This is a genomic window from Mesorhizobium sp. M0437, assembly GCF_040321335.1.
Taxonomy (GTDB): domain Bacteria; phylum Pseudomonadota; class Alphaproteobacteria; order Rhizobiales; family Rhizobiaceae; genus Mesorhizobium.
In genome coordinates, this window is record NZ_JAMYRK010000004.1 from 116,675 (window position 1) to 142,424 (window position 25,750).

Sequence of the window (25,750 nt, forward strand, 5' to 3'; positions counted from 1 at the left end):
CTTGCCACATATGGCGATCGAATATTCGGCGAATCTCGACGCCAAGGTCGACATCAGCGCGCTTTGCACGCTGGTCGCTCGCACCATCCTCGAAACCGGCCTGTTCGAACATGGCGCGGTGAGGGTACGCGCTTTTCGCGCCGAGGCATACGCGATCGCCGATCGCCTCCCGGAGAACGGGTTCATCGACATGAACTTCCGCATCGGCAAGGGCCGCAGCGCCGAGGAAAAGAAACGCACCGGCGAGGCGATCTTCACTACTGTTTCGGATCATCTCGCATCTCTGTTCACGACGCCGCATTTCGCGCTGTCGCTGGAGATCCGCGAGATCGATGCCGAACTAAGCTGGAAGAAGAATGCCATCCACCCGCGCCTGCGCGGCAAGTGACAGGAACCCATATCATGGCGGCATTGGACGACAATCTGAGAAAGGCCGAGGCCTATCTCGAGCGCTTCAGAAGCGCTGGCGTGCTCAACCAGATCGGCGGCGAAACCGTGCCGGCCGCCGACGGCTCGACATACGAGACGCTGTCGCCAATCGACCTGAAGCCGATCGCCAAGGTGGCACGCGGCAAGGCCGCCGACATCGACCGCGCCGCCAAGGCGGCGAAGGCTGCCTTCCGCGACTGGGCGGCGATATCAGGCGACGCCCGCAAGAAGCAGTTGCACAAAATAGCCGACGCCATCGTCGCGCGGGCCGAGGAAATCGCTTTCGTCGAATGCATGGACACCGGCCAGTCATTGAAGTTCATGGCCAAAGCAGCGCTGCGCGGCGCGGAGAACTTCCGCTTCTACGCCGACCGCGCGCCGGAGGCCCGCGACGGCCACACGATCCGCGCACCGAACCAGGTCAACATGACGACGCGCGTGCCGGTCGGCCCGGTCGGCGTGATCACGCCGTGGAACACACCTTTCATGCTGTCGACCTGGAAGATCGCGCCGGCGCTCGCCGCCGGCTGTACGATCGTCCACAAGCCAGCCGAGTTCTCGCCGCTGACCGCGCGGCTTTTGGTCGAGATCGCCGAGGAGGCCGGCCTGCCGAAGGGCGTGTGGAACCTCGTCAACGGCTTTGGCGAGGACGCCGGCAGAGCGCTGACCGAACACCCCGACATCAAGGCGATCGGCTTCGTCGGCGAAAGCCGCACCGGCTCGATGATCATGAAGCAGGGTGCCGACACGCTGAAGCGCGTGCATTTCGAACTCGGCGGCAAGAACCCGGTCATCGTCTTTGCCGATGCCGATCTGGAGCGGGCGGCCGACGCTGCCGTCTTCATGATCTATTCGCTGAACGGCGAGCGCTGCACCTCGTCCTCACGCCTGCTGGTCGAGGAAAGCATCTACGACAAGTTCACCGCGCTGGTGGCGGAGAAGGCCAAGCGCATCAGGATAGGCCATCCGCTCGACCCCGAAACCGTGGTTGGCCCACTGATCCATCCGGTGCATGAGGAAAAGGTGCTGTCCTATATCGAGATCGGCAAGTCGGAAGGCGCTGTCGTCACCGCCGGCGGCGGCAAGTTCGCCGGTCCGGGCGGCGGCTGCTATGTCAGCCCGACGCTGTTCGTCGGCGCCACCAACAAGATGCGCATCGCCCAGGAAGAGATATTCGGACCCGTGCTGACCGCCATCTCGTTCAAGGACGAGGCCGAGGCGCTGGCGCTGGCCAACGACACGCAATACGGCCTGACCGGCTATCTCTGGACCTCGGACGTCACCCGCGCCTTCCGCTTCACCGACGCGCTCGACGCCGGCATGATCTGGGTCAATTCGGAGAATGTGCGCCACCTGCCGACGCCGTTCGGCGGCGCCAAGAACTCAGGCATCGGCCGCGACGGCGGCGACTGGTCGTTCGATTTCTACATGGAAACCAAGAACATCGCGTTCGCCACGGCGCCGCATTCCATCCAGAAGCTCGGCGGCTGACCGGAGACCCCAACGATGCCCTTGCCCACACCCAATCTCTACCCGGCATTCAACATCGTGCGGCTCAGCCACGTCGAGCTGGCTGTTACGGACCTCGGTAAGTCGCGCGCGTTCTATGTCGACACGCTCGGCCTGCAGGTGACCGACGAGACCAAGGACGCCATCTATCTGCGCGCCATGGAAGAGCGCGGCCACCATTGCATCGTGCTCAGGAAAGGTGCCGCGCCGGAAGCCCGCGACCTCGGCTTCAAGCTGTTTTCCGACGACGATCTCGACAAGGCCGAGCACTTCTTCAAAGCCAGGGGTCTGCCTGTGAAATGGGTCGAGCGGCCCTACCAGTCGCGTACCTTCCGCACCCGCGACCCGCACGGCATTCCGCTCGAATTCTATTCCAGAATGGAGCGGCTGCCGCCGATCCATCAGAAGTATGCGCTGTACAAAGGCGTCAAGCCGCTGCGCATCGACCACTTCAACTGCTTCTCGCCCAATGTCGATGAATCGGTGGCGTTCTACAACGAGCTCGGCTTCCGCGTGACCGAGTACACGGAGGATGCCGCGACCGGAAGACTTTGGGCGGCATGGACGCACCGCAAGGGCGGTGTCCACGACATCGCCTTCACCAACGGCATTGGCCCACGCCTGCACCACGTCGCCTTCTGGGTGCCGACACCGCTCAACATCATCGATCTGCTCGACCTGATGGCCACCACCGGCTGGCTGCCGAACATCGAGCGCGGCCCCGGCCGGCACGGCATCTCCAACGCCTTCTTCCTCTATATCCGTGATCCCGACAATCACCGCATCGAGATCTATTGCTCGGACTACCAGACGGTAGATCCCGACCTAGAGCCGATCAAATGGGACCTCAAGGACCCGCAGCGCCAGACGCTGTGGGGCGCACCGGCGCCGAAGAGCTGGTTCGAGGAAGGCAGCACTTTTGCCGGCGTCGAGCCGCGCAAGTCCGATCTGGCGGCCTCGCCGATCGTCGCGCCGTGACGTCGGCTAACTGCAGGGGAAACAAATGAGCGCGGCACGTCTCGCCACCTTCACCGTTGGCGGCAAAACGCGCTACGGCGCAATCACCGACAAGGGCGGCGTCGACCTGTCGGCGCGACACGCACAGTGGCCGAGTTTGCGCGAGGTGATAGAGGCCGGCGCACTGCGACGGCTGACGGAAGAGGCGGACGCTTTCGCCGCCGATTTCCCGCTCGACGCCATCGCCTACGAGATACCCGTCCCCTCGCCCGAAAAGATCATCTGCGTCGGCGTCAACTATCCGGACCGCAACGAGGAGTACAAGGACGGACAGGCCGCACCCTCGAACCCGTCGCTGTTCATCCGCTTCCCGCGCTCCTTCGTCGGCCATGGCAGGCCCCTCGTGCGGCCGTCGGAATCGCCGCAGCTCGATTATGAGGGCGAGATCGTCATCGTCATCGGCAAGGGCGGCCGCAGGATCGCCGAGGCGGATGCGCTGGGCCATATCGCAGCACTTTCGCTCTGCAACGAGGGCACCATCCGCGACTGGGTGCGCCACGCCAAGTTCAATGTCACCCAGGGCAAGAACTTCGACCTGACCGGCTCTATCGGCCCCTGGCTGGTGCCGTTCACCGACGAGGCACAGATCGCCGACATCGCGCTGACCACGCGCGTCAATGGCGAGGTTCGCCAGCAGGACCGCACCGGCCGCATGATCTTTTCCTTCCGCAAGATCATCAACTACATCTCGACCTTCACCACGCTGGCGCCGGGCGACATCATCGTCACCGGCACGCCGACCGGCGCCGGCGCCCGGTTCGACCCGCCAATCTGGCTGAAGCCGGGCGATGTGATCGAGGTCGAGGCCGACGGCATTGGCTTGCTCAGCAACGGCGTCGTCGACGAAGGGACCGGTCGATGATGACGCCGGAACAGGTCGACGCGGCCGCGAGGCTGTTCGAGGCCGAGCGCGACCGCCGCCAGATCAGGCTGCTCAGCCTCGATTTCCCCGGGGCGACGATGGATGACGCCTATCTCGTCCAGGCGGCGCTGGTGAAACGAAAAGTGGCCTCGGGCCTGACGATCAAAGGCTGGAAGATCGGCCTGACCTCCAAGGCGATGCAGTCGGCGCTCGCCATCGACATTCCGGATTCCGGTGTGCTGTTCGACGACATGTTCTTCGATGACGGCGGCACCGTTCCAGCCGGCCGCTTCATCCAGCCGCGCATCGAGGCCGAGATCGCCTTCGTCATGAAGGCGTCGCTGGCCGGTCCGGACGTGTCGATCGACGACGTGCTCGACGCCACCGACTACATCACGCCGGCGCTGGAGATCCTCGACACCCGTATCGAGCGCGTCAACAAGGAGAGCGGCAGGATACGGACCTTCTTCGACACCATCTCCGACAATGCCGCCAATGCCGGCGTCGTCGTCGGCGGCCGTCGTGCCGGACCGCGCGAGGCCGACCTGCGCTGGATCGGCGCCATCCTGTCGCGCAATGGCGAGGTCGAAGAGACCGGGCTCGGCGCCGGGGTGCTCGATCATCCGGCGAAGGGCATCGCCTGGCTGGCCAACCGGCTGCATCAGTACGGCATGCAGATATCCGCCGGACAGGTCGTGCTGTCGGGCTCGTTCATCCGGCCCGTGGAGTGTCGCCACAGTGACACTATCGCTGCCGATTTCGGACCCTATGGAGCGATCCGCATCACCTTTGCCCGCTAGCGGCAATTCCTCCATAGCCCGCTGACCCGACTTGCCGGCGGCGTGCTGAAACAGAACCCGGAAGAGCCCGAAAGGGTGTCGGCACTCCTTGCCAGCCTTCAAAGTATCGGCGCCGAAATCCGGGTGCCGCGCGAACAACCGTTCGATGCCATCGCTTTGCTGGACGATCAGGATTAACTCGACTTCCATCGCTGGCCGCGTTCCTGAAAGGCTTTATTACGCGATAGACCACGATCCGCTGACGCGCTTTTGCGCTCCTGTTTCAATCCGAGCCGCTGTCCCGAGCCGCTGTGCAGTTTTGGGCAACATGCGTTTGATCGACAAACCCGTGGCCAGAAGCCGAGGGGTTCCTTGTCGGGACGGCCGGCGCTATCGATTCGAGCGGCCGAGCGCTGTGGACGCAATCAGCAAAACGATCGAGGCGGCGATCAGCACTGTGGCAGCAGCCGCGATGGTCGGCGTCAGCGTGTCGCGCGCGATGGTGAACATCTCGCGCGGCAAGGTGCGTTGTCCGGGACCGGCGAGGAACATCGTCACCACGACTTCGTCGAGCGAGGTGGCGAAGGCAAACAGCGCGCCCGACGCGATGCCCGGCAGAATGACCGGAAGCGTGACTTTGCGGAAGGTGAGGAAGGGTGGCGCCCCCATGCTGGCGGCCGCCCAGAGCAGCCGCCTGTCGAGACCGGTGAGAACGGCCGAGACGGTCACCACGACGAAGGGAACGGCGAGCGAGGTATGGCCGAGGATGAGGCCGGGAAGGGTCGCGGTCAGGCCGGCCATCGAGAAGACGAAATACATGCCGACGCCGACGATGACCACCGGCGCGATCATCGGCACCAGCAGCAAGGCGGAGATCGTGCGCCGACCTGGCAGATTAGGCGCCGCGAGGCCGAGCGCGGCCATGGTGCCTAGCGGCGTCGCCAAAAGTGTCGTCGAGACAGCCAGAACCAGGCTGTTGCGCAGGGCATCCATCCAGGTCTGCATCGAGAAGAACTCGCGGTACCATTTCAGCGACCAGCCGGTGATGGGAAAGGTGAAATCGCCGCTGCTCTTGAACGAGAACAGCACGATGATGATCAGCGGCGCCATGAGGAAAGCCAGCACCATCATGGCCGTCAGCCCGAGGCCGAAGCGGCCAAGCCGGCTGGTGGTGGTTGATCGCGGGGAGGACATCCGGGCCTCCTAGCGCAGACCGGCGCCGCTGCGGCTGAGCAGCGCGTTCTGGATGGCATAAAGCGAGAGCGTGACGACCAGCATTGTTCTTTCTCGGCGGCGTCGTCGGCGCTGTGGGTTTCAAGCATGTCGGCTTCGCGGCGACGTTGTTTCTGGCGGCCATTCTCCTCGTGCTGGCCTCCATGCCAGTCCTGGAGGACGTCTCCGTTCGCATGAGGCGGCTTTGGCAGTAGCGCTGCAGAGCTTTGCCGCATGCCAGATTTGGCAGCACATTCGCGAAGGCGCTGTTCCTGGATTTCGGCAGCTATCTGTTTTGGCCGATCCTGAAGCACGAACACGATGAGATCGGCCCAACGACAAGAGCAAGCGAACTCAGCCATACCCACTCATAGCGTAGAGTGAGGTCGAAGAGATAGCCGACGCGCCCGCGGCGGCTCCAATCGAGTGGCCGGCCGAGCTAAGGGCCCATTGCCAGCCCCATCACGCGCAAATCCGAGATGGCTGGCGACAAGACTGGCCGTGACGGGAATGGCCGCATGGCTTTGGTTCGAGGCAGGGCGTATCGCCCGGTTTTCTACAGCCTCAATACAGATGCGTCACGCATCACTAATTGAATGCGCCGCATTTTAATATATGCTGCAAGACGTAGAGATAATATCTCAAAGCTGATCAAAAAGGGGGATGCGACCGTGATAACTGCTCCACAGTTGCGTGCCGCGAGGGCGCTCCTTGGCATCGACCAGCGCAGGCTTGCCGAATTGTCCGGTCTTTCCGTGCCGACAATTCAACGCATGGAAGCCAGCGAGTCGATTATTCGGGGTAACGTCGATTCTCTCATGAAGCTGATCGGGGCACTTGACCTCGCCGGCGTGGAATTGATCGCTGAAGGCGCCTCCAGCCAAATCGGCGGGCGCGGCGTGCGACTGAAAGCGGATTTTGACCCCGCCAAAATCCTTGGCGGAGTCGATACGGATGCCAAACTCCCCGTGAGGAGCGTGGCGTGATTTCGGGGGCCGCGGTCCTCCTGTGGGGCGTCGCTGCGCTCCTGGGGACTGCGGTGCTTGCGATTGCGGAAAGCCGCAGATCCGACTTGGGAACACGCCTGATCTACGGCTTGACGCTAGGTATATCGGCGGCCGTGCTCATGGTTCTCGCGAGCCGCATCGCCGACAATCCCGTCACCCCGTCGACTGTGGCGTTGCCTCTTGGATTGCCATGGATTGGCGCTCATTTCCGTTTGGATGCGCTGTCGACTTTCTTCCTCATCGTCGTCAACTTCGGCGGCTCCATGGCCAGTCTTTATGGCCTCGGCTACGGCAGGCATGAGTCTGCGCCGCATCGGGTGCTGCCGTTCTTCCCGGCTTTCCTAGCCGGAATGAACCTTGTCGTGGTGGCCGACGACGCCTTCACTTTCCTGCTTTCCTGGGAATTCATGTCGCTCGCCTCCTGGGCGCTCGTCATGGCGCACCATCGCAAGCAGGACAATGCGCGGGCGGGCTACATCTATCTCGTGATGGCGAGCTTCGGCACACTCGCGCTGCTGCTTGCGTTCGGCCTGCTCGCCGGATCCGATGGAACCTACACATTCGACGCGATGCGAGCCGCCGATCCCACCCCGTTCGCCGCTGCTTTCGTCCTGGTTCTCATGCTGCTGGGCGCCGGCTCCAAGGCCGGACTCGTCCCGCTGCACGTCTGGCTGCCACTCGCCCATCCGGCCGCGCCAAGCCACGTCTCGGCTCTCATGAGCGGCGTGATGACCAAGGTCGCAGTCTATGGCTTCATACGCGTTATTTTCGATCTGCTCGGTGAGCCGGCATGGTGGTCGGGCGTTGCCGTGCTTTTCCTTGGCGGGCTGACGGCGGTTCTCGGCATCCTCTACGCGCTGATGGAAAAGGACCTGAAGCGACTGCTTGCCTATAGCACCATTGAAAACATCGGCGTCATCTTCGTAAGCCTTGGTCTCGCGCTCGCTTTCAAGGCGAACGCCATGCCATCGGCTGCAGCGCTGGCGCTCACCGCCGCGCTGTTCCACGTCCTCAACCATTCCTTTTTCAAGAGCCTGCTGTTTTTCGGCGCGGGCGCCGTGCTGACGGCAACCGGAGAGCGGGATATGGAGAAGCTGGGCGGTCTCATCCACCGCATGCCCTTTACAAGTTTTGCCTTTCTCGTCGGTTGCGTCGCGATCTCGGCACTTCCACCCTTCAACGGCTTCGTCTCCGAATGGCTGGCCTTTCAGGCCATATTGCAGAGCCCCGATCTGCCACAATGGGGACTGAAGGTCATGGTGCCCGCCGTTGGCGGTCTGCTGGCGCTGTCAGCGGCACTGGCCGCGGCCTGCTTTGTAAAGGCGTTCGGGATTGCATTCCTCGGCCGGCCACGCTCGGCCGCGGTGGAACTGGCGCATGAGGTCGACCGCTACTCGCTGGCGGCAATGTTCATTCTCGCTGCCCTTTGTCTCCTGGCCGGCATTCTGCCCGGTCTTGTGATAGACGGCCTCTCATCGGTGACACTGCCACTGATCGGCAGTCGGATGCCTGTGCAGGTGGCCCAGCCCTGGCTGTCTATCGTGCCGATTGCAGCGAGCCGCAGTTCCTACAACGGCCTGTTGGTGTTCCTGTTCATCGCCTTTTCCGCATCCGCTGCGGCATATGTGATCCATCGCTTTGCATCACATGCACTCCGTCGGGGTCCCGCCTGGGGTTGTGGCTTCCCGGATGTGGTCCCGAGCTCGCAGTACACGGCCGTCAGCTTCGCGCAGCCTATCCGCCGCGTCTTCGGCACGTTCGTATTCCGTGCAAGGGAAACCGTCGAAATGCCGGCACCTGGCGAGACCGGTCCGGCTCGTCTGAATGTCGAAATGCATGATGTGATCTGGGAGACGCTGTACCTGCCTATCGGCCGGGCCCTCGACTTTGCGACCGACCACCTCAACCATCTGCAGTTCCTGACGATCAGGCGCTACCTGACCCTCGTCTTTCTCTTTCTCATTGTCCTGCTCCTGGTGCTCGCACTATGGCCGTGATTCTCGAGTTGGCCGTTCAAGGCGCGCAGATGGCGCTGGTGCTTTTGCTGGCGCCGCTCCTGACCGGATTCGTGCGCAAGGTGAAGGCACGGCTCTTGCGCCGCCAGGGTCCTTCCCTGATCCAACCTTACCGCGATCTCTTGCGGCTGATGCGCAAGGAAGTCGTTCTGGCGGACAACGCATCCTGGCTGTTTCGCGTGACGCCCTATCTGATCTTTGCCACCACCTGGGTCGGCGCGGCGCTCATCCCGACATTCGCCGCCGGCCTCACATTCAGTTGGACCGCCGATCTCATAGCCATTGTCGCACTGCTGGGAAGCGCCCGGTTCTTCCTGGCGCTGGCAGGCATGGACGTCGGCACGAGCTTCGGCGGCATCGGCTCGAGCCGCGAGGTGATGATCGCTTCGCTGGCCGAACCCGCCATGCTGCTCATCGTGTTCAGCCTGGCGCTCGTCGCGGGTGCTACGCAACTCTCAACGGTCGCCGCCTTCATGGGGTCACCGGAGGTTGGCTTGCGGGTGTCGCTCGGGATGTCGCTCATCGCCCTCGTGATGGTGGCGATCGCCGAAAACGCCCGCATACCCGTGGACAACCCATCGACCCATCTGGAACTCACCATGGTTCATGAGGCGATGGTGCTGGAATATTCCGGTCGCCATCTGGCGATGATCGAGTTTGCCGCCTTCCTCAAGCTTCTGCTCTATGTGTCGCTGATTTCCTGCGTCTTCCTACCTTGGGGACTGGCGAGCGCCGGTGCAGGACTGGAATCCCTTGCTCCGGGTGTCGTCGCCTATGTCGGCAAGCTTGCCGTCTGTGGCGTTCTCCTCGCCGTGTTTGAGACTGCCATCGCCAAGATGCGCGTCTTCCGCGTCCCGGATTTCCTCGGGGCAGCGCTGATGCTGGCCCTGCTCGGCACGCTCCTGCTGTTCGTCTCACGGAGCCTCTGATGAACGGCCTCACCTTCGACATCGCTCACCTGCTCGCCGGCGGCCTGGTGCTGGTCAGTTTCATGATGCTGTATCAGGATCGCCTCTTTGCTCTGATCAACGTTTTTGCGCTTCATGCAATCGTGCTGGCCCTGTCCGTAGCTTGGCAGGCATACATTCAGGACGCGCATCATCTCTACGTCACGGCGGCAATCGCCCTCGTCTTCAAGGCGATCGTCATTCCTGTCGGGCTTCATCGCATCATTCAGCGGCTCGGCATCCATCGTGACGTCGAGACCGCCGTCGGCATCGGTACGACGATGCTTGCGGGGATAGGCCTGGTGACCCTGTCCATGGTCCTGATGCTGCGCGTCACTCCCGAGGCTGATCCCCTCGCCCGCGAGGACCTGGCTTTCGCGCTGTCCATCATTTTGCTGGGGCTGCTGGTGATGGTCACCCGCCGCAACGCCGTCAGCCAAGTTGTCGGATTCATGTCGCTCGAGAACGGTCTGGTCCTCGCCGCCACGGGGGCCAAGGGCATGCCTCTGGTCGTCGAGATCAGTGTCGCCTTCTCGATCCTTATCGCCTTCATCGTCATCGGAGTCTTCCTGTTCCGCATCCGCGAGAGGTTCGACTCGGTGGATGTCGGCGCGCTCGACGACTACAGGGGAGAACACCGTTGACCGCGTTTTCCCTCGATGCGGTGGCCGCCATTTTGCTGATACCGGTCTTCGCGGCCGCACTTCTGGCGGCGCTGCCGAAATACCGGATATCGGCGGGCGTCAATGTCGCTGCGAGCTTGCTGACCTTGCTCGCCGCACTGTCGCTTCTTGTCACCGACCGCCCGCAGCCTGGGCAGTATCTGCTCGTCGACGATCTCAATATCGTCTTCATCGTGCTCAACACATTCGTCGGCTTCACCACCAGCGTCTTCAGCGCTTCCTACATTGCCCACGAACTGGAGACCGGGCGGCTGACAGTCCCGAACTTGCGGTTTTATCACGCAATGTACCAGGTCATGATGTTCGGCATGAACCTGGCGTTCGTGTCCAACAATATTGGCTTGATGTGGGTGGCGGTGGAGCTTGCCACGCTGACCACCGTGCTCATGGTCGGCATCTACCGCACGCACGAAGCGCTGGAGGCAGCCTGGAAATATTTCATTCTGGGCAGCGTCGGCATCGCGCTCGCACTGTTCGGCACCATCCTCGTCTACATGGCTGCACAGCCGGTTGTTGGCGAGGGGACGAATGCGATGGTCTGGACGGTGCTCATCGCTCACGCCGCGCGCTTCGATCCGGCTCTGCTCAATGTCGCCTTCATCTTTCTGCTGCTCGGCTACGGGACGAAGGTCGGCCTTGCGCCCTTACATGCCTGGCTGCCAGACGCGCATGCTGAGGGTCCAACGCCGATTTCCGCAGTGCTGTCGGGCTTGCTGTTAAACGTCGCACTCTATGCCGTGCTGCGCTTCAAGCTATTGCTCGCGGCAAGCCCGGAAGCGATCGCACCTGGGCCATTGATGATCACGATGGGACTGACGTCGCTTGTCTTCGCGGCCTTCATGCTCTACCGCCGCCGCGACATCAAACGCCTGTTCGCGTACTCCTCGATCGAGCACATGGGCATCATCGTGTTCGCCTTCGGCATAGGAGGCCCGCTCGCCAATTTTGCCGGGCTGCTGCACATGGTCATGCACAGCCTGACCAAGTCGGCGATCTTTTTCACGGTCGGCCACATTGCCCAGGTCAAGGGGACACAGAACATCGCCGAAATCCGGGGACTGACGGAAACACATCCTGCCCTTGGCTGGGCGCTCGTCATCGGCGTCGTTGCCATTGCCGGCCTCCCTCCGCTCGGTATCTTCATGAGCGAATTCCTGGTCGTGAGTTCGACATTTGCAAGACACCCTCTTTTGGCGATGCCCTTGGTTTTCGGGATTCTGCTCGGTTTCGGCGCCCTGCTGCTTCGACTGACCGGCGTCGCTTTCGGCGAACCGCGCGGCAGCACTGCACCCGCCGAGGCGTCCTACATTCCGATGTATTCCCACTTGGCGTTGGTGTTTGCCGCCGGCATCTATCTGCCGCCACCGCTGGTCACATGGTTCCAGCACGTCGCAAGTATCCTGGGGTGAGCAGAGGAGAGAAAGAGCATGCCCGCGCTGATCGACCTCATCCTTGCTGGCCAACGTGTCGAAAATCATTTCCCGTGGTCGCGCGCCGTGGTGACTCCGAAAAAATGGGGCTTTGCCGTCGAGCAACTGGCCGAGGGCCACTGGAGCTTGCTCGGCCTATGGGGTGAGCCAGGCGCCGTCCACATGGCACTTCTCGATGAAAGCGCCGGGGACATCGGCGTCGTCAGCCTGGAATGCCCCAGTGGCCGCTACCCATCGGTCGGCCGGCTGCATCCGCCCGCATTGCGGCTCGAACGTGCGGCTGCTGACCTGTTCGGGCTCCTGCCACAAGGCGCGCCTGATATGAGACGGTGGCTTGATCATGGCCACTGGGGTGTCAGCTATCCGTTGAGTACCCGCGTCCGGACGTCTGCTGCGACTGCCTTCCCGTACAGTTTCCTGCCTGCCGAGGGGGAGAGCCTGCATCAGATCCCAGTCGGGCCCGTGCATGCCGGCATCATCGAGCCGGGCCATTTCCGGTTCACGGCGAGCGGTGAAACGGTCGTCCGGCTGGAGCAGCGCCTCGGATACGCGCACAAGGGTATAGAAGGCCTGATGGCGGGGTCCGACATCGACCGTGCAGCCAAATTGGCGGGCAGAACCTCTGGCGACAGTACCGTGGCATACTCCCTCGCTTTTGCCCGCGCGGTCGAGGCGGCGCTGGGTGTCCAGGTTCCCCCACGCGCGGTCTGGCTGCGAGCGCTCATGGCCGAGTTGGAGCGCCTGGCCAATCATCTGGGCGACATCGGCGCAATCTGCAATGATGCCGCCTTCGCGCTCATGCATGCCCACTGTGGGGTGCTGCGTGAGCGCGTATTGCGGGCAAGCGATGCTGCCTTCGGTCACCGTTTGATGCGCGACTGCATCGTGCCCGGAGGCGTGGCAAGCTTCCTGAGCGATGAGGGCACGACAGCGCTCAGGTCCCTGATCGCAGAGATCAGGCAGCGGTTTCCCGCGCTGGTCGAGCTCTACGACAACACGGCGTCGCTGCAGGATCGGACTGTCGCAACTGGCCGGCTGAAGGTGGAACTCGCTCGTCAATATCGCGCCGGAGGCTACGTTGGCCGGGCCTCCGGTCGGGACTTCGATGCCCGACGCAATCTCGCTTATCCACCCTATGGCGAACTCGCCTTCGATGTACCTCTCCTCCAGGAAGGCGATGTGAACGCCCGTGTATGGATTCGTATCCACGAGGTCGAACAGAGCCTGTCCCTGATCGAACAAGTCCTGCGACAACTGCCAGACGGACCGATCCGCGTCGATTTCGCGCAGACAAACCGATCGCATGAAGGCATGGCGCTCGTCGAAGGTTTTCGCGGCGACATTCTGGCCTGGCTGCGCATTGGCAAGGGCGGCTTGGTCGAGCGCTGTCACCTCCGTGATCCGTCATGGTTTCAGTGGCCGCTCCTTGAAGCGGCGATCGAAGGAAACATCGTTGCCGACTTTCCGCTGTGCAACAAATCGTTCAACTGCTCTTATTCGGGCCATGATCTCTGAAGGCACGCTGTCATGCGCAAGCTTCTTTTTGAAAGCCTGATACGCCCCCCTCTCACCGAGCGTCCGCCGTTGGCAAGCAGCGCGGCAGTCGACGAACTCGCACGCGCGCTCGATGGGGCTGCTCACAAACGATTGGGGCGAAGCCTGTCGATCCGGGCGGTCGATGCCGGTTCCTGCAACGGCTGCGAACTTGAGATGCACGCGCTGAACAACGCCTTCTATGACATCGAGCGTTTTGGGATCCGGTTCGTCGCATCACCGCGCCATGCCGATGTACTGCTCGTCACCGGGCCGGTCACAAAAAACATGCGCGAGGCATTGAAGCTGACCTACGACGCAACCCCCAACCCAAAATGGGTGGTCGCACTGGGAGATTGCGCAGGCAATGGCGGCTGTTTCTCCAGCAGCTATGCGGTGGTGTGCGGAGTGTCCGAGGCCTTGCCTGTCGATCTGCACATTCCAGGTTGTCCGCCGCCGCCAATCGAAATTCTGAAAGGCCTGCTCGCCTTGCTTGAGGGCGTGAATTCCAAGACTGGTGCTGCCCGAAGGTGACCATGTAGAGGCTTTGCCAAGGTTGGCCTTGTCGCTGCATAGATCCAACCAATGCGTAGCCGTGAGTTTAGGGGCATCAGCCAACCTCTGTCCCAAAATTGGAAGGCGCTCGGCGGCGAGAACGGCTAAAACGCCTGCTTTTTCGCCGGCAGCCCAACGCTTTCGATTGAAGGGAACCCGTTCCCTAGTCCGAAATGGTTACTTGCGCTGCAGCTAATGTAGTTACAATCTTGTGCAGTCGGAAGCTGCATGGGCCGGCTAAGCGCGAGTACCGTCTTCGCCGGCGTCTCAAGGCAGTCGACCACATTTTTGCGGTGCTCTAAGGGGGAAACAATGAGATTGACGATTGTTTGCGCGGCAATTGTGATGGCCGTATCCACCGCCGCCATTGCGCACGAGAAAAAGAGAGTGGTCAGTACAGAAGTAACGTCGGCCGGCGCCGACCTGTCGGGCAGCACGATCAAGAAAAACAGGGAAACAAAATTGGATTGCAGTTCAACCGGAACTGTCTCCAGCGCGATTTCGAAAGACAAATCGGAGCCGCGCCTGGGCTATGAAACAGTTAATCCTGCAATCATATCGATCTATTAGCTGAGGAAATAGCAGGCAGGTCTATCGGCGCTCAGGCTTCGGGAGCAGGGCACGAACCGACTCGCGACCATTGCCTGCGGACCATGTTCAAGCATCGATCAAGTCGGACGCCGCCGCGAAATCAGCCGTTAATCGCTTGGTGGCGGCGCTCGGCCTCATTGCGCATGCCTGCGCTCAATGTTTGATGCGGTCACGCATTGCGTACCAAAGCATGCCGAGCACATAGAGCGGGCCGCGCAGCGCCGTGCCGCCGGGGAACGGCAGCGGGCTTAGGGTCGAAAACAGATCGAGCCGCGAAGCATCACCGGTGATCGCCTCAGCGAGCAGCTTGCCCGACAGCGTCGACAGGATCACCCCCTTGCCCGAATAGCCATGCGCAAAATAGACGTCGCCATAGCGACCGACATGCGGCAGGCGCGATGTCGTCACCGAGACCAGCCCGCCCCAGGCGTGATCGATGCGGCGGCCGCGCAATTGCGGAAAGGTGTTTTCCATGTGCGGCCGCACGAAGCCGGCAATGTCGGCGGGCGGCGACGGCGTATAGCGCTCGCCGCCGCCGAACAGCAGGCGTCCATCCGCCGACAGCCGGTAGTAATTGACGACGAAGCGCGTGTCGGAGACGGCCACATTGCTTGGGATGACGTCGCTCGTGTCGCCCAGCGGCTCGGTGGCGATGATGTAGTTGCCGACCGGCATGATGCGGCTGTTGACGCGCGGCTCAAGCCCGTGGAGCAGCGCATCGCCGGCCAGTACGACATGCCTGGCCCGGACCGAGCCTTTGGCCGTCGAAACCCGGGGGGAAGCTTCCCGCTCCAGCCGCAGCGCCACCGAATTCTCGTGGATGGTGACGCCCGCCGCAGCCGCGGCGCGAGCAAGACCGAGCGTGTAGTTCAGCGGATGCATATGGCCACCGAGCTTCTCGTACATCGCGCCGTGATAAGGTGTGTTCACCATTCCGCGCGCCTGCGCTGCCGACAGCATCTCGACATCATGAAAGTTCATCACCGTAGAAAGGCACTCGGCCTCTTCTTCGAGGTCGCGCAGGTCGGAACCGTTGACCGCACCAGCCAGATGGCCGGTGAGCCTGAGGTCGCAATCGATGGCATGGCGCTCGATCAGACCGAGCACGAGGGCCCGCGCCTCGAAGGCGAGATCGAACAGCGCCCTCCCCCGTTCCGGCCCATATAGCTTGACCAGCCCCTTGGCGCCCTTGCGCAGGCCGGGGATCATCTGGCCGCCATTGCGCCCCGACGCCCCCCAGCCGATCTTGCCGCCTTCGAGCAGCACCACCTTCAGGCCGCGTTCGGCTGCATGAAAGGCTGCGGAGAGGCCGGTACAACCGCCGCCGACCACCACCAGATCGGCGTCGACGTCGCCCTGCAGCGCCGGATGGTCCGGAGCCGGATTGGCCGTCGCGACATAGTAGGATTTGCCGATATCCAGGCCGGAGTTGAAGCCCCCAGAATTGAAGCCCATCATCACACCTTGAGCAGCAGATGGTCGCGTTCCCAAGAGGTGACGACGCTCTGGAACAGGTCGAGCTCAACGCTCTTGACGCGCAAATAGGTCTGGAAGAAATCCTCGCCGAGCACCGCCCGAACCGGATCGCACGCAGCGAAGCGGTCGAGCGCCTCTTCCATGGTTTTGGGCAGCGTGCTCCTGCTGCGATAGGCATTGCCCGACGCTTCCGTCGAACGAGCGATCTTCTCCTCGACGCCGAGATAACCGCAAAGCAGCGAGCCGGCTATCGCCAGATAGGGATTGGCATCGGCGCCGGGCAGCCGATTTTCCACGCGCCGCGCGGTGCGCCCGCCGGCCGGCACACGCAGGCCGCAGGAGCGGTTGTCGTGCGACCACTCGATGTTGGCGGGTGCACTGTGGTTCGGCCGGATGCGGCGGAACGAATTCACGTTCGGCGCAAACAGCGGCATCACCTTGGGAATGTATTTCTGCAGGCCGCCGATGAAATGCCGGAACATCTCGGTGTCGGCGCCGTCACGCCCGGCAAACAGCGTGTTGGCGGCCTCGTCGACGACAGACATGTGGAGATGCATTGAGCTGCCGGCTTGTGCAGCTATCGGTTTGGCCATGAAGGTCGCCTGCATGCCACATTCCTGCGCGGCCTGGCGCGTCATTCGCTTGAACAGCAACACCTTGTCTGCCAGCGGCAGCGCGTCGCCATGCAGGAAATTGATCTCCAGTTGGGCCGTGCCCGATTCATGGATGAGCGTGTCGAGCGGCAGTCCGGCTGCCGCAGCATAGTCATAGAGGCGCCGGATCACCGGCTCGAATTGCTCCAGTGCCGCCATGTCATAGGGATGCTGCACGCTTTCGGAGCGGCCATTGCGCCCGACCGGCGCCGTCACCGGCCTGTCGGGATCGGGATTGGGCGCGGTGAGATAAAATTCAAGCTCCGGCGCCACCACCGCCCGCCAGCCGCGCTGGCGATATAGATCGAGCACGGCCCGCAACACGTGCCGCGGCGAAGCCATCCACGGCCGGTCGTCCATGTGGAACGCATCGGCGAAGACATAGGCCTTGCCTGGCCCGCCACCGGGCGCCAGACAGAGTGTTGCGACATCCGGCACCATCCGCATGTCGGGGTCCTGGTAGGCGAACCCCTCGTCGACGGAACCGGAATAGCGGCCGTCGATGCTGACCAGGAACGCGCTGCTCGGCAGATAGAGTGCTCGGTCCTCGATCGCCTTGAGGAACTTGGCCGCTGGCAGGGCCTTGCCGCGCAGCACGCCGTTCATGTCGGGCACCAGGCACTCGACCTCGCTGACAGCGTGAGCGGCCAACCAGTCTTTCGGGTCGTTGGTGCCGTTCATGGTCGAGGCATCCGTTGTTGTGGTGTCAAGCATCAGGTCGGGTCCTTGCAAGAGCGAGAATGGCTTCGGCAGCCACGTCCGTTCCGGGTGTCAGCGCCATATGCACTGCATTCTCCCGGAGGCGTGCGCGCATTGCAGCATCGGCCATCAGGCCAAGAATGCTTCGCTCCAATTCGTCTTCCGTCCAGCCATCGCGGCTGATGTGGCGCCCGACGCCGGTTTCCTCGGCACGTTGCGCATTGTCATGCCCGTCCCAGCAATAGGGCATGACCAGCGACGGCACACCGAAACGCAGTGCTTCGCAAAAGCTGTTGTTGCCACCATGATGAATGAAGAGGTCGCATTTCGCCACGACCGAAGGCTGTGGAAACCAGGCATCGAGATAGACATTGTCCGGAACGGCGCGATAGCTGTCGCGCAGACCTCCGGCATTGACAATGAAGCGGGCCGGCAGCCTGTCGAAAACGGCGAGCATCCGCTGGATCAGGCCGACATCCATGGCGCCAAGACTACCGAAACTGACATAAACCAGCGGTCCGCCATCGCGCGGAAAAACCGGCACGTCGAACGGCCCTTCCGAGCGAACGCAGCCTTCGAGATAGACGAAGCTGGCAGGGTCGAGCGGCTCGGCGCGCTGCCTTCGCACAATCGTTGGGGTCAGCAGCAGATTGAGGGCGGGCGAAGGTTCCAGAAAAAGACCCGTCGGCAAGGGCGCAAGACCGGCGTCGGTCCGAAGCCGATTGAAGCGGTCATGGGCCGGAGCGACCGCTGCCAGGTAGCGCGCCTCGAACGCCGCGCGGCTCGGGTCGTCGGCGGCGAGACCGGACAGATAGGGTGGCACATTGGCATCGGGAAGCTCGGTTTCGGCGCAGGAGACGACGCGCACCCACGGGCAGCCGGCTGTCGCCAATGCCGGGAACATGACGACGTTGTCGAGCACCACGGCGTCCGGCTTCAGCCGCGCCAGCAATTGGCGCAGCGGCGCCTCGGCGTTGACCGCAGTGTCTACGATTGCTTGCCAGGTCGGGGCAACGTAGGTTTCGAGCTGATCGATGGGGCTCAGCCTGAAATGCGGCAGATGACGGCGCACGAAGGCCTGCCAGTAGCTCTGGCGTTCGCTGTCGGTCAACGGATCGTCAGTCGGCAACTGGTATTCCTGAAACCCATAGTCGGCGAACACGCCAGAAAAGCCGGCATGGCAGATGAACACCGGACGGGCGCCACGAGCGCGCAGGGCCTGCGCTATGCCAACGCAATTCAGCGCAGCGCCGAAGCTCGCTTCCGGAAACAGTGCGATGGTCGGGCTGCCTTTGCGCATGATCCTCGTTATTCCGGCCGGCTGATCATGCCGAACAGCGCGGGCGCCCCGCGACTAGCCGCCTGCGGTCGCTGGCTGCGTGAAAGCCGCAGATGGACCCGAAGCAGATCGGCTGCAACCTCGTACTGCTGGCTCTCCAGATGGTCGAGTATGGTCAGATGCTCGCGCAATGATTGCTTCAGCCGGAAGACATTGACGCCGGCATACGTTCCCGGCAGCCGGCGCAGCCTGAGATGATCGGCCAACGCCTCGGCGACGAAGCGGTTGGCGGAGCCACCGGCGATCATCCCGTGAAAATCGATGTCCAGCCGTTGGAACTCTCTGGAATCGAATGCCGCGTCGGGCAGAGCCAGCAGCATTTCCATGCCCTGTCGCAAGGCTGCCGCGCGCGTCCCATCCAGCCGGAATCCAGGCGCCAGAAGGGCGGCGGGTTCCAGCAACAGCCGGAATTCATAGCTCTCCCCTTGTGCGCCAAGATCGTCCGGCGCTCTCCTGAAAAGCCAGGACTGCCCCGGCGCGCGGTCCAGAAGATTTTCCTCGGCCAGTTTCTTCAGCGATTTTAGTACCGTCCTGCGCTCGGCATTATACCGTCGCATCAGCGCGCCGACGGTGACCGTCTGGTCCAGTCGGCGCGCCGAGCGGTCTCGCAGGATCATGTCGGCAAGTTCATCCTCCTCGGCGCTCGGCAGGTCGGCGGCGACGGTCGCCTGGCTCGTGAGGTCTACCGCCAAGCGATAGCCGGACTCAGCCTCCCATCGAACCACGCCTTTTTCAGTGAGCAGACGCAGCGCGGCCCGCACCGGAGTTCGGGATACGTTGCAGAGCGAAGCGATCTGCTGCTCCGGGAGATGAGCGCCGGGTTCAAAGCCGCGTTTCCGGGCCACATCGAGAATGCGCTGTGCAAGGTCGAGATGGTTGGTACGGGGACGTCGAGCTGCAACTTGCATGGCAATTCTCGTGAAGGATTTGGCGGCTGAGATTTGGCCGATTGCCCTTGCGGATGCGATCGGCCGGGATTCACCGTAGTTTGACAAATTATGGATTGACGTACTTTTTTCTGCAATAGTACTGTGAGATCAATCGGCAATAAAAGACCGGGGAACAGGATCAAAGCGGCTACGGCTGCAGGCGCTGGTCCGACGACTAGTTCGATGATCAACCAGAATGGGAGTCTGTCATGACCACCACCCACCTGCGGCACCGTCCGTTAAGGAAGTCCTTGATCGCACTTGGCCTTGGCCTGGCGCTGTCAGCGCCGGCGGCTGCCTCCGACCTCGTTATCTCCAACTGGGACGGCTACATGGCGCCGGATGCCATGAAAGCTTTCAAGGCGGCGACCGGTGTCTCCGGTGAAGTCGTGGTTCACGCCACTAACGAGGAGATCATGGGCAAGCTCGTCGCGTCCGGCGGCAAGGGCTATGACGTGGTCTTCGTCTCCTCGCCCTTCGCCGAAGTGCTGAACAAGCTCGGCCTGATCGAGGCGATCGACCATGCCAAGATCCCTAACCTCGCTAATCTCTATCCCGAGGCGGCGAAGCTGCCGCACGACGCCGGCAACAATTTTTCCGTGCCCTACACTTGGGGCACCACCGGCCTTTGCTACCGTTCGGATCTGGTGAAGGCGGAGCCGGTCAGCTGGAACGACCTTCTCGCCCCGTCCGATGCGCTCAAGGGCAAGACGACGATGCTGGCGACCGACCGCTGGCTGCTTGCCGCCGGCCAACTCGCCAAGGGCTATTCGGTGAACGAGACCGATCCGGCAAAGCTCGGCGAAGTCAAGGACTTGCTGATCTCGGCCAAGAAGACCTTGCTGGCCTATGACGACACGACCTTTTATTCAAAGCTGGTCTCGGGCGAGGCGCTGATGGTTCAGGCCTGGGATGGCTGGTGCAATTACGGGATCGCCGAGAATCCACAAATTAAATACACCATACCGAAAGAAGGCTCGGATCTCTGGGTCGATACGATGGTCGTGATGAAGGCATCGGCCAACAAGGACGCCGCCTTCCAGTTCATCAACTTCATGCTGGACGCCAAGAACCACGCCTGGGCGGCCCAGAACATCGACTACAAGGTACCGAACAAGCCGGCCATGGAAAGCCTGCCGGCGGATTTTCTCGCCAAATTTCCCAATATGAGCATGCCGGTGGCAGCGTTGGTCAAGTTCGAGCAGTTGCGCGATGTCGGCGATGCCCAACGCGACTACTCGAAGATCGTCAGCGAAATCAAGGCCGCGCAATAACCGACATCAAAATCAGAAATCCCGGTCGACGGCGGGGTTTTCGCCGCCGACCGTTGAATGCGGTACCGCAATCTTGTCCCAAACAAGACTTCGCTCATTCTTGCTGATGACGCCGGCGCTGGCCTGGCTCACCGCCTTGATGGTCGTGCCATGCGCGCTGGTGCTGGCGCTCGCCTTCTTTCGGCGCGGCATCTATGGCGGCATCGATTACACTTTCACGCTGGAGAATTTCGGGCTGGTGTTCGACCCGCTCTATGCCGGCATCTTCCTCAATTCGGCGCGCATTGCCGGCACGGCAACCCTGGTCGCGGTGGTGATCGGTTATGCCGCCGCCTATGCGATCGCGGCAGCACCCCGGCAACGGCAGCCGGTGTTTCTGTTCTTTGCCGTCTTGCCCTTCTGGTCCAACTACCTGATCCGTACCTATGCCTGGATCGTGCTGCTCAACCGCGAAGGGCTGATCACACAACTGCTGCGCTGGTTCGGCTACACCGGCGAGCCGCCGTCGATGCTTTATACCGAAGGCGCCGTCATCGCCGGTCTGGTCTACAACTATCTGCCCTTCGTCATCCTGGCCTGCTACGCGCCGCTGTCGCGGCTCAATCCGGAGCTCGCAGAGGCCTCGCGCGATCTCGGCGCGTCGGCCGTGACCACATTTCGCCGGGTCATCCTGCCAGTGACCGTGCCGGGTATCGCCGCCGGTGCTGTTTTCGTCTTCGTGCTGTCGATCGGCAATTTCGTGACCCCTGCTCTGCTCGGCGGTGGGCGCTTCCAGATGATCGGCAATGTCGTCTACGAGCAGTTCCTGACCGCCAATGACTGGCCCTTCGGTGCGGCACTGGCAATGGTGCTGATCGCCATCATGCTGCTGGTGCTGACGGCGCAGGCCCTGGCTGCTGATCGCGCCTCGGGCCGTACCGCCGAAGCGAGAGGAGGCGCCGATGGCTGAGCGCTCCCTCGCCACGAGGCGCGCGCTCTGGCTCGTGCTTTCACTGGTCCTGGCCTTCCTCTACATCCCGATCGCCGTGCTGGTGGCGCTGTCGTTCAACCAAGGCGGGCTGCCGACCGTCTGGTCGGGCTTTTCGCTGAAATGGTATGTCTCGCTAATCGGAAACGCCGCAATCCTTTCTGCCGCGCTCAACACATTGATCGTGGCGCTTGTCTCGACCGCCATCGCCACGCTGCTCGGCACGCTGCTGGCGATCGGCGTCGAAATACGCCGGCAATACGGCAAAGGTCTCGAGGCGCTGATCTTTGCGCCGATGATCATTCCCGACATCGTGCTGGCGATCGCGCTGCTCAGCTTCTTCTCGATGCTTGATCTCACCTTGGGCCTGCACACCATCATCCTGGCCCATGTCGTCTTCAATCTCGCCTTCGTCTGCTCCGTGGTGCGCGCGCGGCTGAAAAGCTTCGACTGGTCGATCGTCGAGGCCTCTGCCGATCTCGGTGCTTCCGCGCTCACGACATTTCGGCGGGTGACGTTGCCGGTGATCCTGCCTGCCGTCGTCGCCGGCGCGCTGCTCGCCTTCACCCTTTCGGTCGACGAATTCATCATCGCCTTCTTCACCGCCGGCGCCGGCCGCGCCTCGACCACGCTGCCGATGCAGATCTATTCGATGATTCGCTTCGGCATCACGCCGGAGATCAATGCCTTGGCGACTATCGTCATGGCGGTCTCAATCACCGCGCTGACCCTGTCGCAGCGGCTCAACCGTGGGGTGATCGGCCAATGAACGAGCCCCGCACGCTGCTGGCGATCGACAACGTGTCGAAGAAGTTCGGCCGGGTGACGGCGGTCGACGGCATTTCGCTGGATATCCGCGAGAACGAATTCTTCGCCTTGCTTGGACCTTCGGGCTGCGGCAAGACAACGCTGCTGCGCATGCTGGCCGGCTTTGAGACGCCCAATGACGGGCGCATCCTGCTCGACGGCCGCGACATCGGCAGGACCCCGCCCAATAAGCGGCCGGTCAATCTGATGTTCCAGTCCTATGCGCTGTTTCCGCATATGAGCGTCAGGGCCAATGTTTCCTACGGCCTCGAAATGGAACGCTTGCCTGCAAAGGAAATCCGCTCCCTTGTCGACGCCATTTTGGCGACGACCGAACTCGTTGCCTTCGCCGACCGCAAGCCGGAGCAATTGTCCGGCGGGCAGAAGCAGCGCGTCGCGCTTGCCCGAGCGCTGGTCAAGCGACCACGGCTGCTTCTGCTCGACGAACCTCTTGGCGCGCTCGACAAGAAATTGCGCGGGGCCATGCAACTGGAGCTGAAGCGGCTGCAGCACGAGGTCGGCATCACCTTCGTCATCGTCACCCACGATCAGGAGGAATCGCTCGTCATGGCCGACCGTATGGCAGTGCTCAGGGACGGCAAGCTGCTGCAATGCGATACACCCCATGCGGTCTACGAGCACCCGGGGGACCGTTTCGTCGCCGACTTCATCGGCGTCATGAATTTCGTACCGGGCAAAGCCGCCGGCGACGGCGTGCTGGCAAGCAACGGCGTGCGGATCGCCGGCGATGTTCCCGCAACAATTTCGCCCGGCGCTGCGGCGGTAGCTTCAGTGCGGCCCGAACGCATCCGGCTGTTCCCGTCGGCAGAAACGGCCAACCGTATCTTCGGCGCGGTCGAGGCGCTGGCCTATCAGGGACTCGATCTGCAGCTGCACGTCCGCACCGCCCTGTCGCCAAAGCCGTTCCTGGTGCGCGTCACCGCCGACGCCGCCGACCGCCGCCCGGTCTCGTCGGGCGATACAGTCGAGCTCGGCTGGGATGCGGCTGACGTCAGAATTTTCGCGGATTGATCGAAGGAGAACCTCTCATGGCGCAGAAGACGATCGCGTTCTTTCCGGAGGCCGCCTATGGCCCCGCGCTCAATTCCGTCGGCATAGCCCAGGCGATCGAGGCGCGCGGCCACAGAGCGGTGTTCCTGTCGGACCCCGGTTTCGTCGACGTCTACAAGGGCTACGGCTTCGAGGCTCATCCGGTGAACCTGTCCGAGCCGATGCCGCCGGAACAGATGGCCAAGTTCTGGGAAGACTTCATCAACGGCCACATCCCGAACTTCCGCAAATCGCCCTACGACCAGGTCGACAATTACGTGAAGGATTGCTGGACGGCGATCGTCGACAGCGCCAAATGGGCTGAGAAGGATCTGCCTGGCGTGCTTGCGACGATCAAGCCTGATGTCATCTGCGTCGACAACGTCATCCTGTTCCCGGCAATCAAGCAGTATGGCAAGCCCTGGGTGCGCGTCATCTCCTGCTCGGAAAACGAGATCGAGGACGAGGACATCCCGCCACATCTGTCCGGCTGCGGCGAGAACGACCACGCCTGCCATCGGCGTTACCGCGACCATTTCAACGCCGTCATCAAGCCGATCCATGACGACTTCAATGCGTTTTTGAAAGCGAACAACGAAGCGCCGTATCCGATCGGCCAGTTCTTCGAGGCCTCGCCGTACCTCAATCTGCTGCTCTATCCCGAGGCGGCGAAGTTCAAGCGCCGCTATCCGCTCGACCCGGCAAAATTCCAATATCTGGAAGGCTGCGTGCGGCAGGAGAAGCCCTACATCGTGCCGGTTTTTGCGAAGAATAATGACGGGCCGCTGCTCTATGTTTCCTTCGGCAGCCTTGGCGCCGGCGATGTCGATCTGCTGAAGCGCATCGTCGCAACGTTGGGCAAGACGCGCTACCGGGCGCTGGTCAATGTCGGCGGCTACAAGGAGCAGTACGCGCAAGTGCCCGAAAACGTCATCGTCGAGAGCTGGTTCCCGCAGCCATCGGTCATCCCGCAGGTCGATGCGATGATCCATCATGGCGGCAACAATTCGTTCACCGAGTGCCTGTATTTCGGCAAGCCGGCGATCATCATGCCCTACGTCTGGGACGGCCACGACAATGCGACGCGGGTCGAGGAGACCGGCCACGGCTTCGGCATGCCGCGCTACGACTGGAGCGACGCCGAGCTCATCGCCAGGATCGAAACCTGCCTGACCGACCCGGCAATCAGGGCCAAGCTGGCCAAGACGTCGGCCCAGATGCAGTCGCAGAACGGCCCGGAGAAAGCGGCTGCTTTGCTGGAGAAATTGCTGTGATCTCTGCCCCACACCTCCACCAAGCCTCGACCCGCACCGACCTCGTCGACTGGGGCACCCAGCCCGACGCGCTGGAAGGCGCTTCGCACTCCACCGGCAGGCTGGTGCACAAAGGGCCGAACAACCAGCCGGAATCCGGCATCTGGGTCTGCACGCCCGGTCGCTGGCGGCTGGCGATTCCGCGCGACGAATTGTGCCATTTCGTTGCCGGCCGTGCGACCTACAGATCGGTCGACGGCGAGGTGATCGAGGTATCCGCCGCCACGGTTGTCATGTTCCCGGCCGGTTGGACCGGCGAATGCACCGTCCACGAGACCATCCGCAACGTTTACATGCTGGCCTAAAGCCGGCCACTGGAGCTCCCGACATGCCGACACCGATCATGAAATCGCCGCTCGCCCTCACCGACCTGGTCGACTGGGGCGTCATCCCCACCCTGATCGACGGCGAATCCCGCAGTTCCGGCAAGCTGCTGCACAAGGGGCCGGAGGGCCGCTCCGAATGCGGACTGTGGGTCTGCACGCCGGGCAAATGGCACTGCCACGTCACCCGCGATGAGTTCTGCCATTTCCTCGAGGGACGCTGCACCTATGTCCACGAATCCGGCGAGGTGATCGAGATCGAACCGGACACCGCAGCGTTCTTTCCGCAGGACTGGAAAGGCGTCTGCACCGTCCACGAGACCATCAAGAAAGTCTACATGATCCGCTGAA

The 25,750-nt window shown here is 62.5% G+C and carries 26 protein-coding genes; 21 read left to right on the top strand and 5 right to left on the bottom strand.

The annotated features are described in order from the left end of the window. Position 1: 1 nt before the first annotated feature. From NKI72_RS04250 to hpaH, 5 genes are read left to right on the top strand one after another with little or no spacing between them, the layout of a single operon-like run. A complete protein-coding gene (locus NKI72_RS04250; RefSeq protein WP_352503132.1) occupies positions 2-388 on the top strand; it encodes a 5-carboxymethyl-2-hydroxymuconate Delta-isomerase in 387 nt (128 codons plus the stop codon). Between the two features lie 14 nt (positions 389-402). Further along, positions 403-1,920: a 5-carboxymethyl-2-hydroxymuconate semialdehyde dehydrogenase gene (gene hpaE / locus NKI72_RS04255; protein ID WP_352836783.1), complete on the top strand. Its 1,518-nt coding sequence runs from the start codon at positions 403-405 to the stop codon at positions 1,918-1,920. A 15-nt stretch (positions 1,921-1,935) separates the two neighbouring features. Further along, complete coding sequence (hpaD, locus tag NKI72_RS04260; RefSeq protein ID WP_352469637.1) at positions 1,936-2,916, top strand: 3,4-dihydroxyphenylacetate 2,3-dioxygenase; 981 nt, start codon at positions 1,936-1,938, stop codon at positions 2,914-2,916. A 25-nt stretch (positions 2,917-2,941) separates the two neighbouring features. After that, the gene (locus NKI72_RS04265; RefSeq protein ID WP_352836785.1) at positions 2,942-3,817 is read left to right on the top strand and encodes a fumarylacetoacetate hydrolase family protein; all 876 of its coding nucleotides are present in this window, start codon (positions 2,942-2,944) and stop codon (positions 3,815-3,817) included. Continuing rightward, the gene (gene hpaH / locus NKI72_RS04270) at positions 3,814-4,617 is read left to right on the top strand and encodes a 2-oxo-hept-4-ene-1,7-dioate hydratase (protein WP_352849947.1); all 804 of its coding nucleotides are present in this window, start codon (positions 3,814-3,816) and stop codon (positions 4,615-4,617) included. The genes NKI72_RS04265 and hpaH overlap by 4 nt, the downstream gene beginning before the upstream one ends. A 369-nt stretch (positions 4,618-4,986) precedes the next feature. Here hpaH and NKI72_RS04275 read toward each other — a convergent pair whose 3' ends face one another. Further along, a complete protein-coding gene (locus NKI72_RS04275; RefSeq protein WP_352612811.1) occupies positions 4,987-5,790 on the bottom strand; it encodes an ABC transporter permease in 804 nt (267 codons plus the stop codon). A gap of 83 nt (positions 5,791-5,873) precedes the next feature. Here NKI72_RS04275 and NKI72_RS04280 point away from each other — a divergent pair, with 83 nt between their 5' ends. The 9 genes from NKI72_RS04280 (at position 5,874) to NKI72_RS04320 (ending at position 14,548) form a co-directional block, all read left to right on the top strand. Then, positions 5,874-6,023 (top strand): hypothetical protein, encoded by a 150-nt coding sequence (locus NKI72_RS04280; RefSeq protein WP_352469632.1) that lies wholly within the window; start codon positions 5,874-5,876, stop codon positions 6,021-6,023. A gap of 456 nt (positions 6,024-6,479) precedes the next feature. Beyond that, complete coding sequence (locus tag NKI72_RS04285; protein WP_023675522.1) at positions 6,480-6,794, top strand: helix-turn-helix domain-containing protein; 315 nt, start codon at positions 6,480-6,482, stop codon at positions 6,792-6,794. Then, a complete protein-coding gene (hyfB, locus tag NKI72_RS04290; protein ID WP_502898642.1) occupies positions 6,791-8,812 on the top strand; it encodes a hydrogenase 4 subunit B in 2,022 nt (673 codons plus the stop codon). The genes NKI72_RS04285 and hyfB overlap by 4 nt, the downstream gene beginning before the upstream one ends. Continuing rightward, a complete protein-coding gene (locus NKI72_RS04295) occupies positions 8,803-9,759 on the top strand; it encodes a respiratory chain complex I subunit 1 family protein (protein WP_023675520.1) in 957 nt (318 codons plus the stop codon). Before hyfB ends, NKI72_RS04295 begins: the two co-directional genes overlap by 10 nt. Then, positions 9,759-10,421 (top strand): hydrogenase-4 component E, encoded by a 663-nt coding sequence (locus NKI72_RS04300; RefSeq protein WP_023675519.1) that lies wholly within the window; start codon positions 9,759-9,761, stop codon positions 10,419-10,421. Before NKI72_RS04295 ends, NKI72_RS04300 begins: the two co-directional genes overlap by 1 nt. Further along, positions 10,418-11,869: a hydrogenase 4 subunit F gene (locus NKI72_RS04305; protein WP_352849948.1), complete on the top strand. Its 1,452-nt coding sequence runs from the start codon at positions 10,418-10,420 to the stop codon at positions 11,867-11,869. The genes NKI72_RS04300 and NKI72_RS04305 overlap by 4 nt, the downstream gene beginning before the upstream one ends. Before the next feature lie 18 nt (positions 11,870-11,887). Further along, on the top strand, positions 11,888-13,405 hold the full coding sequence (locus NKI72_RS04310) for a hydrogenase large subunit (protein WP_352682058.1): 1,518 nt from the start codon (positions 11,888-11,890) through the stop codon (positions 13,403-13,405). A 12-nt stretch (positions 13,406-13,417) separates the two neighbouring features. Then, positions 13,418-13,957 carry an NADH-quinone oxidoreductase subunit B family protein gene (locus NKI72_RS04315; protein ID WP_352836791.1) on the top strand — a complete coding sequence of 180 codons (540 nt, stop codon included), beginning with the start codon at positions 13,418-13,420 and terminating at the stop codon, positions 13,955-13,957. Positions 13,958-14,290: 333 nt separating this feature from the next. Beyond that, on the top strand, positions 14,291-14,548 hold the full coding sequence (locus tag NKI72_RS04320) for a hypothetical protein (protein WP_352849950.1): 258 nt from the start codon (positions 14,291-14,293) through the stop codon (positions 14,546-14,548). Between the two features lie 174 nt (positions 14,549-14,722). Here NKI72_RS04320 and NKI72_RS04325 read toward each other — a convergent pair whose 3' ends face one another. From NKI72_RS04325 to NKI72_RS04340, 4 genes are read right to left on the bottom strand one after another with little or no spacing between them, the layout of a single operon-like run. Then, positions 14,723-16,027 carry an NAD(P)/FAD-dependent oxidoreductase gene (locus NKI72_RS04325; RefSeq protein WP_352833880.1) on the bottom strand — a complete coding sequence of 435 codons (1,305 nt, stop codon included), beginning with the start codon at positions 16,025-16,027 and terminating at the stop codon, positions 14,723-14,725. Then, the gene (locus NKI72_RS04330) at positions 16,027-17,412 is read right to left on the bottom strand and encodes a glutamine synthetase family protein (protein WP_352833877.1); all 1,386 of its coding nucleotides are present in this window, start codon (positions 17,410-17,412) and stop codon (positions 16,027-16,029) included. The genes NKI72_RS04325 and NKI72_RS04330 overlap by 1 nt, the downstream gene beginning before the upstream one ends. After that, complete coding sequence (locus NKI72_RS04335) at positions 17,405-18,700, bottom strand: nucleotide disphospho-sugar-binding domain-containing protein (protein WP_352767900.1); 1,296 nt, start codon at positions 18,698-18,700, stop codon at positions 17,405-17,407. The genes NKI72_RS04330 and NKI72_RS04335 overlap by 8 nt, the downstream gene beginning before the upstream one ends. Before the next feature lie 5 nt (positions 18,701-18,705). Beyond that, complete coding sequence (locus tag NKI72_RS04340; protein WP_352817994.1) at positions 18,706-19,644, bottom strand: GntR family transcriptional regulator; 939 nt, start codon at positions 19,642-19,644, stop codon at positions 18,706-18,708. Between the two features lie 230 nt (positions 19,645-19,874). On the opposite strand from NKI72_RS04340, the gene NKI72_RS04345 reads away from it, so the two are divergent. The 7 genes from NKI72_RS04345 (at position 19,875) to NKI72_RS04375 (ending at position 25,749) form a co-directional block, all read left to right on the top strand. Continuing rightward, positions 19,875-20,939 (top strand): polyamine ABC transporter substrate-binding protein, encoded by a 1,065-nt coding sequence (locus NKI72_RS04345; protein WP_352817998.1) that lies wholly within the window; start codon positions 19,875-19,877, stop codon positions 20,937-20,939. A 106-nt stretch (positions 20,940-21,045) separates the two neighbouring features. Beyond that, positions 21,046-21,888 (top strand): ABC transporter permease, encoded by an 843-nt coding sequence (locus tag NKI72_RS04350; protein WP_352818434.1) that lies wholly within the window; start codon positions 21,046-21,048, stop codon positions 21,886-21,888. Further along, positions 21,881-22,675, top strand: coding sequence for an ABC transporter permease (locus NKI72_RS04355; protein WP_352454154.1), 795 nt, complete (start codon positions 21,881-21,883; stop codon positions 22,673-22,675). The genes NKI72_RS04350 and NKI72_RS04355 overlap by 8 nt, the downstream gene beginning before the upstream one ends. Further along, entirely contained in the window at positions 22,672-23,745 is a 1,074-nt protein-coding gene (locus NKI72_RS04360; RefSeq protein WP_352833869.1) for an ABC transporter ATP-binding protein, read from the top strand. Before NKI72_RS04355 ends, NKI72_RS04360 begins: the two co-directional genes overlap by 4 nt. Positions 23,746-23,762: 17 nt before the next feature. After that, complete coding sequence (locus NKI72_RS04365; protein ID WP_352818003.1) at positions 23,763-25,037, top strand: glycosyltransferase; 1,275 nt, start codon at positions 23,763-23,765, stop codon at positions 25,035-25,037. Next, positions 25,034-25,381, top strand: coding sequence for a cupin domain-containing protein (locus NKI72_RS04370; protein WP_352767552.1), 348 nt, complete (start codon positions 25,034-25,036; stop codon positions 25,379-25,381). The genes NKI72_RS04365 and NKI72_RS04370 overlap by 4 nt, the downstream gene beginning before the upstream one ends. Positions 25,382-25,404: 23 nt before the next feature. After that, positions 25,405-25,749: a cupin domain-containing protein gene (locus tag NKI72_RS04375; protein WP_352767554.1), complete on the top strand. Its 345-nt coding sequence runs from the start codon at positions 25,405-25,407 to the stop codon at positions 25,747-25,749. Position 25,750: the final 1 nt, after the last annotated feature.

Excerpts from the sequence above, each read along its gene's own strand:
- hpaE (WP_352836783.1), top strand. The coding sequence starts at position 403 with ATGGCGGCATTGGACGACAATCTGAGAAAGGCCGAGGCCTATCTCGAG.
- hpaD (WP_352469637.1), top strand. The coding sequence starts at position 1,936 with ATGCCCTTGCCCACACCCAATCTCTACCCGGCATTCAACATCGTGCGG.
- NKI72_RS04265 (WP_352836785.1), top strand. The coding sequence starts at position 2,942 with ATGAGCGCGGCACGTCTCGCCACCTTCACCGTTGGCGGCAAAACGCGC.
- hpaH (WP_352849947.1), top strand. The coding sequence starts at position 3,814 with ATGATGACGCCGGAACAGGTCGACGCGGCCGCGAGGCTGTTCGAGGCC.
- NKI72_RS04275 (WP_352612811.1), bottom strand. The coding sequence starts at position 5,790 with ATGTCCTCCCCGCGATCAACCACCACCAGCCGGCTTGGCCGCTTCGGC.
- NKI72_RS04295 (WP_023675520.1), top strand. The coding sequence starts at position 8,803 with ATGGCCGTGATTCTCGAGTTGGCCGTTCAAGGCGCGCAGATGGCGCTG.
- NKI72_RS04300 (WP_023675519.1), top strand. The coding sequence starts at position 9,759 with ATGAACGGCCTCACCTTCGACATCGCTCACCTGCTCGCCGGCGGCCTG.
- NKI72_RS04310 (WP_352682058.1), top strand. The coding sequence starts at position 11,888 with ATGCCCGCGCTGATCGACCTCATCCTTGCTGGCCAACGTGTCGAAAAT.
- NKI72_RS04315 (WP_352836791.1), top strand. The coding sequence starts at position 13,418 with ATGCGCAAGCTTCTTTTTGAAAGCCTGATACGCCCCCCTCTCACCGAG.
- NKI72_RS04320 (WP_352849950.1), top strand. The coding sequence starts at position 14,291 with ATGAGATTGACGATTGTTTGCGCGGCAATTGTGATGGCCGTATCCACC.
- NKI72_RS04325 (WP_352833880.1), bottom strand. The coding sequence starts at position 16,027 with ATGATGGGCTTCAATTCTGGGGGCTTCAACTCCGGCCTGGATATCGGC.
- NKI72_RS04330 (WP_352833877.1), bottom strand. The coding sequence starts at position 17,412 with ATGCTTGACACCACAACAACGGATGCCTCGACCATGAACGGCACCAAC.
- NKI72_RS04340 (WP_352817994.1), bottom strand. The coding sequence starts at position 19,644 with ATGCAAGTTGCAGCTCGACGTCCCCGTACCAACCATCTCGACCTTGCA.
- NKI72_RS04345 (WP_352817998.1), top strand. The coding sequence starts at position 19,875 with ATGACCACCACCCACCTGCGGCACCGTCCGTTAAGGAAGTCCTTGATC.
- NKI72_RS04350 (WP_352818434.1), top strand. The coding sequence starts at position 21,046 with ATGACGCCGGCGCTGGCCTGGCTCACCGCCTTGATGGTCGTGCCATGC.
- NKI72_RS04355 (WP_352454154.1), top strand. The coding sequence starts at position 21,881 with ATGGCTGAGCGCTCCCTCGCCACGAGGCGCGCGCTCTGGCTCGTGCTT.
- NKI72_RS04360 (WP_352833869.1), top strand. The coding sequence starts at position 22,672 with ATGAACGAGCCCCGCACGCTGCTGGCGATCGACAACGTGTCGAAGAAG.
- NKI72_RS04365 (WP_352818003.1), top strand. The coding sequence starts at position 23,763 with ATGGCGCAGAAGACGATCGCGTTCTTTCCGGAGGCCGCCTATGGCCCC.
- NKI72_RS04375 (WP_352767554.1), top strand. The coding sequence starts at position 25,405 with ATGCCGACACCGATCATGAAATCGCCGCTCGCCCTCACCGACCTGGTC.